At 34.9% G+C, this 9,912-nt stretch carries 13 protein-coding genes and 2 pseudogenes; 8 read left to right on the plus strand and 7 right to left on the minus strand.

From position 1 onward, the window contains the following. Positions 1-111 precede the first annotated feature (111 nt). Positions 112-672 carry a nitroreductase family protein gene (locus tag COO03_RS01060; RefSeq protein WP_097894626.1) on the minus strand — a complete coding sequence of 187 codons (561 nt, stop codon included), beginning with the start codon at positions 670-672 and terminating at the stop codon, positions 112-114. Positions 673-1,094: 422 nt separating this feature from the next. Here COO03_RS01060 and COO03_RS01065 point away from each other — a divergent pair, with 422 nt between their 5' ends. The 6 genes from COO03_RS01065 (at position 1,095) to COO03_RS01095 (ending at position 4,195) form a co-directional block, all read left to right on the plus strand. Beyond that, entirely contained in the window at positions 1,095-1,691 is a 597-nt protein-coding gene (locus tag COO03_RS01065) for a hypothetical protein (protein ID WP_141523291.1), read from the plus strand. Positions 1,692-1,843: 152 nt separating this feature from the next. Further along, on the plus strand, positions 1,844-2,344 hold the full coding sequence (locus COO03_RS01070; protein ID WP_097894628.1) for a PCYCGC motif-containing (lipo)protein: 501 nt from the start codon (positions 1,844-1,846) through the stop codon (positions 2,342-2,344). Positions 2,345-2,465: 121 nt separating this feature from the next. Then, on the plus strand, positions 2,466-2,714 hold the full coding sequence (locus COO03_RS01075) for a YhdB family protein (protein ID WP_097894629.1): 249 nt from the start codon (positions 2,466-2,468) through the stop codon (positions 2,712-2,714). A 314-nt stretch (positions 2,715-3,028) separates the two neighbouring features. After that, positions 3,029-3,448, plus strand: coding sequence for a disulfide formation protein C (locus COO03_RS01085; protein WP_097894631.1), 420 nt, complete (start codon positions 3,029-3,031; stop codon positions 3,446-3,448). 12 nt (positions 3,449-3,460) lie between these two features. Continuing rightward, entirely contained in the window at positions 3,461-3,907 is a 447-nt protein-coding gene (locus COO03_RS01090; RefSeq protein ID WP_097894632.1) for a thioredoxin family protein, read from the plus strand. 72 nt (positions 3,908-3,979) lie between these two features. Next, positions 3,980-4,195, plus strand: coding sequence for a DUF1540 domain-containing protein (locus COO03_RS01095; RefSeq protein WP_097894633.1), 216 nt, complete (start codon positions 3,980-3,982; stop codon positions 4,193-4,195). Between the two features lie 86 nt (positions 4,196-4,281). Here COO03_RS01095 and COO03_RS01100 read toward each other — a convergent pair whose 3' ends face one another. The 3 genes from COO03_RS01100 to COO03_RS01110 all read right to left on the minus strand — a co-directional run bounded on the left by COO03_RS01100 (position 4,282) and on the right by COO03_RS01110 (position 6,362). After that, positions 4,282-4,554 carry a hypothetical protein gene (locus COO03_RS01100; protein WP_097894634.1) on the minus strand — a complete coding sequence of 91 codons (273 nt, stop codon included), beginning with the start codon at positions 4,552-4,554 and terminating at the stop codon, positions 4,282-4,284. 104 nt (positions 4,555-4,658) lie between these two features. Further along, a complete protein-coding gene (locus COO03_RS01105; protein WP_097894635.1) occupies positions 4,659-5,417 on the minus strand; it encodes a L,D-transpeptidase in 759 nt (252 codons plus the stop codon). Positions 5,418-5,495: 78 nt separating this feature from the next. Then, positions 5,496-6,362, minus strand: coding sequence for an SDR family oxidoreductase (locus tag COO03_RS01110; protein ID WP_097894636.1), 867 nt, complete (start codon positions 6,360-6,362; stop codon positions 5,496-5,498). Between the two features lie 233 nt (positions 6,363-6,595). On the opposite strand from COO03_RS01110, the gene COO03_RS01115 reads away from it, so the two are divergent. Further along, positions 6,596-7,897: an NCS2 family permease gene (locus COO03_RS01115; RefSeq protein WP_097894637.1), complete on the plus strand. Its 1,302-nt coding sequence runs from the start codon at positions 6,596-6,598 to the stop codon at positions 7,895-7,897. Between the two features lie 43 nt (positions 7,898-7,940). Here COO03_RS01115 and COO03_RS01120 read toward each other — a convergent pair whose 3' ends face one another. The 3 genes and pseudogenes from COO03_RS01120 to COO03_RS01130 all read right to left on the minus strand — a co-directional run. Next, entirely contained in the window at positions 7,941-8,153 is a 213-nt protein-coding gene (locus tag COO03_RS01120) for a hypothetical protein (protein WP_141523292.1), read from the minus strand. Between the two features lie 70 nt (positions 8,154-8,223). Continuing rightward, positions 8,224-9,078 (minus strand): patatin-like phospholipase family protein, encoded by an 855-nt coding sequence (locus COO03_RS01125; RefSeq protein WP_097894638.1) that lies wholly within the window; start codon positions 9,076-9,078, stop codon positions 8,224-8,226. A 130-nt stretch (positions 9,079-9,208) separates the two neighbouring features. Continuing rightward, a pseudogene (locus COO03_RS01130) lies at positions 9,209-9,448 on the minus strand (MarR family transcriptional regulator); the annotation flags it as partial. Between COO03_RS01130 and COO03_RS01135 the strand changes: the two are divergent. After that, positions 9,436-9,846 (plus strand): annotated as a pseudogene (locus COO03_RS01135) (MFS transporter); the annotation flags it as partial. The pseudogenes COO03_RS01130 and COO03_RS01135 overlap by 13 nt on opposite strands. Positions 9,847-9,912 lie beyond the last annotated feature (66 nt).

Raw genomic sequence — 9,912 nt, forward strand, 5'->3', positions numbered from 1 at the left:
AGCAAAATCAAGATGCATTTATAGCACGATTAAGAGAAACATACCCTAAGTTACAAAACACTCTCAAAATCCAAGTATGTTTTTTCTGAGCAAAATAACATTTCTCTCTTATTAATCCTCAATCATTTCTAATTTCTCCTCAATCGGTGTACGTACTTTTCCTTCTGGTGCCTTATCAAAATAACCAATATGAAGAATTCCAACAATACGTTGTCCTTTTGCTAATCCAATTCCTTCTATAAATAATGGATTATAAATTAATCCACCTGATTTCCAAACACAACCTAGTCCTCGTTCCCACGCAAGTAATTGGAAGTTCTGCATAAATGCACATACTGCTGCGTAGTCTTCATCCCGCTGCAATTGACGTGGATCTTCATCCATATAAACAACAATTTGAGCTGGTGTACTTAGAAAACGATTAGATAACATTTCACCTCGTTTTGCTCTTTCTTCCTCTGTAAAAGAATGTAACACAGCAGCCACTAATTTCTTACGCCCTTCTCCAATAAATAATTTACATTGCCAAGGTTCGCGATGACGATGGTTTGGCGCCCACGTTGCGTCATTTAATAATTCAATTAACAATTCTTTTTCTACTGCTTTATCTGTAAATGTACGAATAGATCTTCTTTCCCTAATAATATTTGCAATGGAAGCATATGTAGTCATATTATTTCTCTCCCTTATTTTCGTCTATATGTATTTAAAAAACCGACATAAAACCCCTCTTTTTAGGTGGAAGAGAGCATCTGGCCATGCATAGAAGCGGTCAGGGCCCTTTTCTACCACATGCGAAGTAAAAACAGAAAGAGCAAACGAGTGTAGGTTACTTTTTCTTCTACATAGCAGGGATTTAGATGTCGAAACATTAAAATGGATGTATATATGTATAAGTTTATAATCGATATTGATTTTCAATTTCAATTATAACGTAGTTTTCTATCATTAATCAATGTTTTATGTCGGGAAACAAACAAAAAAATCGCTCCTGCATTGTGAATAAAAAAACTTGAAATGTTCACAAGTTTTTCATAAATTACGGACATGCTATATGTAACGTTTTCCATTTTATCCAATTAGGAGGGGTTTTTATGTACAAAAAAATTGCATTAAGTATGACTATGGCTGCACTACTCTGTGGGGTATCCGTTTTTCCAGCTGCAGCTGCTACACAAAAAGAAGTTGTGATGCATCATCATAAGCTAATCTCAGAAGAACAAATACAGTCACTTGAAAAGCAAGGATACAAAAAACATGATATTTTGAAAGCAGCACACATTGCAAAGATTAGTAAAAAGGATATTAAAGACGTTTTATCTTACTATAAAGAAAATAAATCTTGGAAAAAAACCGCACAGCATTTTGGTGTAGATCCAAAGAAATTGCATAAACATCATATGAGTAAGGAAACGAAACAAGCATTACTACAAAAAATCGCAGAAATGCAAAAATCTACACCTGATCAAATGAAACAAACGATGAAAGACTATCATATTGGCTTACGCCAGCTTGCTGTTTTAACAATCATTGCCCAAAAAAGTAATACGCCGCTCAATGATGTGTTGAAAATGAAAAAAGATGGCATGCATGTCAAACAAATCGCGGAAAAATTAAATGTTAAGAAAGAGGATATCCGAACAGAAATGATGAAATTATTACAATCTGTAAAAGAAAATAGAGCAAACTAAACATGAAAAGGAAGGTGCATTTTATTGAATGCCCTTCCTTTTTATCCTAATCTGGTATGTATTATATCCATTTATTTTTTAACTTCATGATAGGAAAGCACTAGAGAGTCTGATACAATTTTTACCAACAGAAAAGCAAAGGGGAAAAGTATATGAAAAAACATTTATCTTCTCTCGTTGTAATAACTAGCCTTATCCTTTCTGGTTGCGGTGCGGCTGATAAAAAGCAATCTTCTGAGTCAAAAGAAGAACATGCCTCACACCACGTACAGCAAGGTGACATCCAAGAAACAACAAAAGGAATTGACACACTACCAACATTTCTGGACAAACTAGATCCTCAAATGAAGGAAATTTATGCGGTTGCTGGGAAAAATGCGGAATTATTAAATTGGATACCTTGTTACTGTGGATGCGGAGAAAGTGTCGGGCATAAAAGCAATAAAAATTGTTTTATCCAAGAAATCAAGGCAAATGGAGAAGTTGTTTGGGACTCTCACGCAACAACATGTGTGAACTGTTTAGAGATTGCAGCTGAGTCTGCCTCTATGAAGCAAAAAGGCAAATCCACCCTTGAAATTAGAAACTACATTGATGACAAATATAAAGAAGGTTATGCAAAACCAACGCCTACCCCAATGCCAAAATCTTAAAAACGAGGAAGTTCCTCGTTTTTTTATTTCTACTCAACATTTTCCTTAACAAATTCTTTCACGTGTATTTCTTCTCACTTGTCATACACTATATGTAACTCCTCAGTAAGGAGGGTTCACAATGTACACATATAACGACTACGATAAAGCTCTCTATTACACGTATTGTTGTAATTGGGACAAGTTGCTTGTTTTAATGGTACAAACTGATGATCAATTGTTTTCTAAGCGAATTGAACATTTTTTACACGCTTATAAATACAGTACAGAACTACAAGAAGTAGATCAGCAACTGCAGCTTCTATTTCAATATATTGACCACGCCTCTCAAAAGTCACATGTAGAAGAAATAGAGCAAGTACAAATTTAAATAAAGCGCTATTCTCTTTTGAGAATAGCGCTTTTTGAATATTTTTCCATATACCTATTTGTAATTTTTGTCGGGCGTGATGAGTTGCATAGACTTTTATACTTATTTTTCTGTATCATTACATTGCCAATGGGCTGTAAAAAACCTTTTTCAATGTAATAAAAGCCGAAAATCGCTTTTAAAAACACGCTTTATACACCTTGTTTTTTCATTTCCACTTATAAAACTTTTCTTGATAAAAATATTTTCTCTTTATTTTCTTGCTGCCTTCATACTATAATTTAGTATGTAACTATTATAAGAGAGGTAAAAACATGAACCGTGAGAAAAAACAAGAATATGCTTTGTTAACTGCTTGGGGGGCTTCTTTTATCGCTACACTGGGAAGCTTATATTTTTCCGAAATCATGAAGTTTGAACCTTGTGTACTTTGTTGGTATCAACGCATTTTTATGTATCCATTTGTTTTATGGCTTGGCATTGCTGTAGTAAAAAAAGACTATCGCATCGCTTCTTATTCCTTACCAATCGCTAGTATTGGTGCCTGTATTTCTTTATATCACTATGCCATTCAAAAAGTCTCTGCATTCTCAGCGGCAGGTGCAGCTTGTGGACGTATACCTTGTACGGGAGAATACATTAACTGGTTTGGTTTCATCACAATCCCATTTTTAGCGTTAATCGGATTTATTACAATTGCTGTTTGTAGCTTTATTGTCATCAAAAACAAATAAGGAGATGCAATCATGAAAAAGATGCTTATATTTGGCGGTATCATTATCGTCCTATTTGCAGCTATTTGGGCTGTAACAAACATGGAAGATAAAAATAAAACAAGCAACGAAGTGAAAAGTGAAGCAAAAAGTGAAGAAAATTACTATGCAAATACAATTTCTCTTGAGGATCTTCGTAAAAATATAGCGGATAAAAAAGATCAAACCATCTACTTTTACCAAACAGATTGTATTCATTGCAAAAAAGTGTCTCCTATCGTTGTACCTCTTGCAAAAGATTTGAATGTTGACATGAAGGTAATTGATATTGAAAAAGAACCTGATGTTGTTTGGGATGAATTTAAAATTGAAGGTACACCAACAATTATTCATTATAAAGAAGGTAAAGAAGTAAGTCGTATTACAGGCGATCAACCAAAAGGTGCTTTTGAAAAATGGTTTAAAGAAACTAAAAAGTAACAAGAAAAGGAAACTTCCTCTATACATGAAACGGGTGTAAAATCCCACACTAATGTATAAGGAGGGGATTTTATGCCAGAAGTACGATGTTCTGTTTCCAACTGTTCATTTTGGGGACAAGGCAACTTTTGTCAAGCAAATGCAATCTTTGTTCAGCCTGATGACCAAAATACGAATCCATCAGGCGATGATTCTTATACAAATGCGGCTTTCACAGGTGAAACACTCGAAAGTTCCGTGGTAACAAGTGTTGAAACGTGTTGCCAAACGTTTAGACCAAAATATTAACTCAAAAATCCTCATCTCAACAGGAGATGGGGATTTTTTCTCATTCCACCTTTAATAGATACAACCAATCTCTTTTCATTTAACTTTCACATCATAATGAATCCATATTTCCAAGTATCATGCATGATAAGCATATACACAATCAATATAAAAACTGTTCCCCATAAAGTGATTTGGCGATATATCCCCTCTTCTCCCTCTCTCGCTTTAATAAAGGACCAAATAAAGCCGATTAACAGGATTAAATCGATATAAGGTATATACAGAAAAAACAAAAATGATACATACAAATAAACAATAAATAAACCGCTTGTTATTAAAAAGAGTTTAAAGGCAAATTCGCTATTCCCTTTCCTCATAAAATAACCGCCCCCAATCTGTACTGTATTATATTCAACAAAGCACAATAGTTGCGATTGGGAGGCCTACTAATAAACAAGCTACCGCCTATTTACGGTAGCTATCACTGAACATTATATTTTCTTTTGTATATATTGCTTAAAATAGAATAAGGTAATTGTTCATAGCGAATTTTTTCTCCTGTTTTATCTATAATATACAAATTATTCCCTATATAATAGTGTCCTTTCCTTTGGGAATACACTGCATAGCGTTCATTCGGCAATACAGTTTTTACTTTTGTTAATTGCCCATTTGGTTCTTGCCAGTATATATTCACGCGATCTACAAGTGTCAGCATTCCAATCTGCTCTTCATCCACTTTCCGTCCATTCCAACTTATAACACGATATCCAAGCTTATAAGCTGCATATTCTGGAGATGTATGAAACCGCGAAATAATTACTTTTGTTTGCAATGCTACCTTGTCATATAGCCACTGTATATCTCTGTCATGCATCCGGATACAACCATTTGATTCTCTTCTTCCAATCGTTCCTTCACGATTCGTTCCATGAATCCCATATTCTTTTTCATTTAATCCAAGCCACCGTGTTCCAAGCGGATTATTGGGTGCACCACCAGGAATTCTTTTACGATGATATTCTTTATTTTTATATTTATTAATAATACAAAAGGTTCCTTCAGGAGTTGGTGTACTATTCCTCCCTGTTGTTACCAGGAATGTTCTTACATAGTTTCCATTTTCAAAAAAAGATAACTGATTTGTCGTAAGATTAATCAATATCAAATGATCTGTATCAGCAAAAACGCTCATCGGTAGGCACAAAAAGAGGATCGCCATTAACAATACTTTCTTCATTCATATCCCCCCAGTACCATCATATACGATGGTACGATTAGCTTTTACTACGCATTCGATTCTTATGAATAATTTAGCTTATCCATTCACAATTACACCGCCATTTATATGAATCATTTGTCCAGATACGTATGCTGAATCTCCTGAAGCTAAATATACATAGGCAGGTGCTAATTCATATGGCTGACCAGGTCTCTTCATCGGGACATCGCTTCCAAATTCGGATACCTTCTTCTTATCAAAACTTGATGGAATAAGAGGCGTCCAAATTGGCCCTGGTGCAACACCATTTACACGAATTCCTTTTTGTACTAATGATTTTGCAAGCGAACGCGTAAAAGCAACAATCGCTCCCTTTGTTGCAGAATAATCGATAAGTTGTTCATTTCCTTCATATGCAACAATAGATGCTGTATTGATAATTGCATCTCCTTGCTTTAAATGTGCAAGTGCCGCTTTTGTAACATGGAAATACGAAAAAATATTAATACGAAATGTTTTTTCAAGTTGCTGCGCTGTAATGTATTCTAAACTTTGCTGAGGATATTGCTGTGCAACATTATTTACAAGAATATTTAAACCACCCAGCTTGGAAGCTGCTTCTTTTACAATGTGCTGACAATGCTGTTCACTACTCAAATCCCCCGGAAGCAATATACATTTTACACCTTGTTTTTCAACAAGCCTTTTTGTCTCATTCGCATCTTCTAATTCATCTAAATACGCAATAGCAATATGTGCCCCTTCTTTCGCAAAAGCGATAGATACTGCCCTTCCGACCCCACTATCTCCACCTGTAATAAGTACATTTTTCCCTTTTAATTTCTCACTACCGCGATAATTAGGGTCTTCATACTCTGGAAGTGGATTCATTACTGCTTCAATCCCCGGTTGTCTATTTTGATGCTGCGGTGGCAATGTTAAAAACTTTTTTTGCTGTGTCATACTTCATTTCAACTCCTTCTCGTTTCTCTTCCTTATCATGTACACAATTATGAAAAGTACTTATACGTTAAAAGCCGAAATATAAAGGCAGTTTCGTGATTAACATTCGAAATTAAGACATAAAATATAAATTATCATAAACTTTTTTTGTGAAACTCTTGCAAAATATTTAAAAAACGAATATTATATATAACTGTTGTGAAAATCATTCGTAAAAAAGAAAGGATGTTTATATGTTTAACCTTTCGGAGCATAAAACTTCTATTAAAACTGAAATCATGGCAGGTATTATTACCTTTTTAACGATGGCATATATTATTGTCGTAAACCCTGTCATCCTTGGAGATGCAGGCGTTCCGTTTGAACAAGCATTTACAGCGACAATTATTGCAGCTGTTGTCGGAACATTATTTATGGCAATCTTTACAAATTTACCAATTGCAATCGCTCCTGGTATGGGACTAAATGCTTACTTCTCTTACTCTGTTGTAAAAGCACATGAAGGCATGACATTTGCAATTGCATTCTCTGCTGTATTCGTAGCAGGGATGATCTTAATTTTGTTATCATTCACATCTTTCCGTACAAAATTAATGGAAGCAATTCCTGAAAATTTAAAACACGCAATTACTGCTGGTATTGGCTTATTTATTGCTTTTATCGGTTTACGCCTAACAGGTATTGTAACAAAACATCCAACTAACTTAGTTGGGCTTGGAGATCTTCATTCGCCTCCTGTACTACTAGCATTAGCTGGACTTGGAATTACTCTGGTTCTTATGTCCTTAAATGTAAACGGCGCATTATTCATCGGAATGCTCTTAACAGGAATTATCGCTTATTTCACAGGTCAGTTAACATTTCCAAACGGGATTACATCAATGCCTGGATTACCAGAAGGAATTATAGTTTCAAATCCAATTACTGCTGTTTCTGATGTGATTCATTACGGATTATACGGCGTTGTATTCTCGCTCTTACTTGTTACACTATTCGATACAACAGGCACACTACTTGGTGTTGCCCATCAGGGTGGATTTATGAAAGATGGCAAGCTTCCAAAATCGGGACGAGCTCTTCTATCTGATTCTTTCTCAGCAACAATCGGGGCTATGTTTGGGACAACACCATCAACAGCATATATTGAATCATCTGCGGGTGTTGCAGCTGGTGGACGTACGGGTTTAACAACACTCACAGTGGCTGTACTATTTGCAGTTGCTGTATTCTTTGGCCCTCTAGTAGGTGCTGTTTCTGGTGTTGCAGCAATTACATCTCCCTCATTAATTATTGTCGGCAGCCTCATGATGGGAGCTGTACGTAACATTGATTGGGATACATTCGATGAAGCATTCCCAGCATTCTTAGTAATCTTAAGCATGCCACTTACATCAAGTATCTCAACAGGTATTGCACTTGGATTCATTTCGTATCCACTTATGAAAGTAGCAAAAGGACAATTCCGTACTGTTCATCCACTTGTGTATGTATTTGGAATTTTGTTTGCTTATCAGTTGGTTTTCTTACCGCATTAATAAAAAAGCCTTGGTTCACAGAACTTGTGAACCAAGGCTTTTTCTAATATTTCTCATTCATTCGCAATTCTTTACTATATTTTTGAATTAAAAAGGAAGAAATGAACATCATCATTCCGATACAAAACCCAATGAGTTGATCTAATAACATTTCATCATGAATCAACCAGCGAAGTAGAAATACCCCGCCAAAAATAATCATTGCCGTACATCCAGTATGTCTAAGTCCTTTATATACATTTTCCATATGTATCATTCCTTTACATACTTTTATCCATATTATACCATATGACATATTCACTATAGATAAAAAACCCCTATTCAGTTTAACTTTGCAAAAATGCCTGTAAATCTGCAAATTGTCTCTTTGCATCTTTATATCCTTGCTCATATAAGTTTTGTAGTTTTTCTGTATCTTTTTCCATACGATCTACTTGCAGTGGTACTTCTGGCCTAATAACAAATAAATTACCTGCTAGCTCTTCTTTTTCAATGTAATGAAGTGTTTCATTATATATTTCATAACGAGTAAGCATCGTATTCACAAGGTTTGGATATTTTTTATACGCCTTCCCTGCAATCCAGCCAAACTTTGATTTTTTCTTAGCGTACCCATGATTTCTCGTTAAAATAACGACTGATTTCTTATATCCATCCTCCTGTGCTTTACGAACTGGAATTGGATCGGAAATTCCGCCATCTAACAATTCCTTACCACGATAGTTTACAATCGGTGCGATAAATGGCAAGGAACTAGAGGCTTGTAATAAATTCAATGCATCTTCATTTGTGCCTTCTTTTTCAAAATAAACAGGCTGTCCCGTTTCGCAATCTGTCGTCCCTACAAGGAAGCGCTCTGGACTATTAAAATATGTATCAAAATCAAACGGTACATGCTTTTCTGGAATTTCACGAAAAATGAAATCCATATCAAATAGCTGACGCTTTTTCCATAGATTTTTATACGATAAATACTTCGGATGTGACGCATAATCAATATTTACTGTTTTATTTCTATTTCTTTGTCTGGAAAGATACGACGCCGCATGACAAGCACCGGCTGAAACACCAATAACATATGGAAAATATAAATCTTGTTCCATAAAATACTCTAGTATTCCACCAGTATATACACCGCGCATACCGCCGCCTTCTAATACTAAACCCGTATTTTCAAGCATGTTCTTCTCTCCTCTTTCTCTATATATTGACTCTTTAATTATTCACCATGTGAAGTATCTCTTTCTATTATATATGAGTTTTTTCAGAAACCATATTCAGAAGGCTTGGTGTGAACGAAAAATTATTCTTCTACTTATCTAAATGCAATCCTACATCCTTTACAAACCTTTGAATAAATACCAATTCCTCTTCTGTGTACTTATCTAAAAGTAACAACCACTCCTCTTCAGCTTGTTGATGTAATTTTTCATGCGCTCTATACATCTCATTTCCTTTGTCCGTCAAACGGAAAAATATTTCCTTTTGATTATCTAACATTTTCATCTTCTCAACGAATTGTTTATTAAACAACTTTGTACAAATTTTTGCAAACATTACTCACAACAAAACAAGCTTTACTTATCACTAGCTTTTTGAATATCATATGCGTAATTTTATTCTCTTTCACCTATCATATAAGCATCCCGATCTTGATTATTATTACATCCGTATACGGTTTCAGTATGGGATTATCCATGCCAACTCATACAACTTTATTAACAGAGGAATTTATAGAAGAACGAGCAACTGCCATTGGTATCTACAACTTTATCCGTTATATCGGAATGGGTACAGGACCAATCGTAGGTAGTTTTCTACTCTTTCATCAAAATTACTTTTGGATTTTCTTTGTAGAAGCAATTGTTTTTCTGATTGTGGTCTTATATGCTATGAAAAAGCTAACTTCTCATCCTGTAAGAAAAGCTGGGATTCCAAAAACTAAATAATATTTATATAAATCCATTTTAATTTTTCGACATCTACATCCCTGCTATACAGAATAAAAAGTAACC

The organism is Bacillus sp. AFS098217, assembly GCF_002551815.1.
GTDB lineage: Bacteria > Bacillota > Bacilli > Bacillales > Bacillaceae_G > Bacillus_A.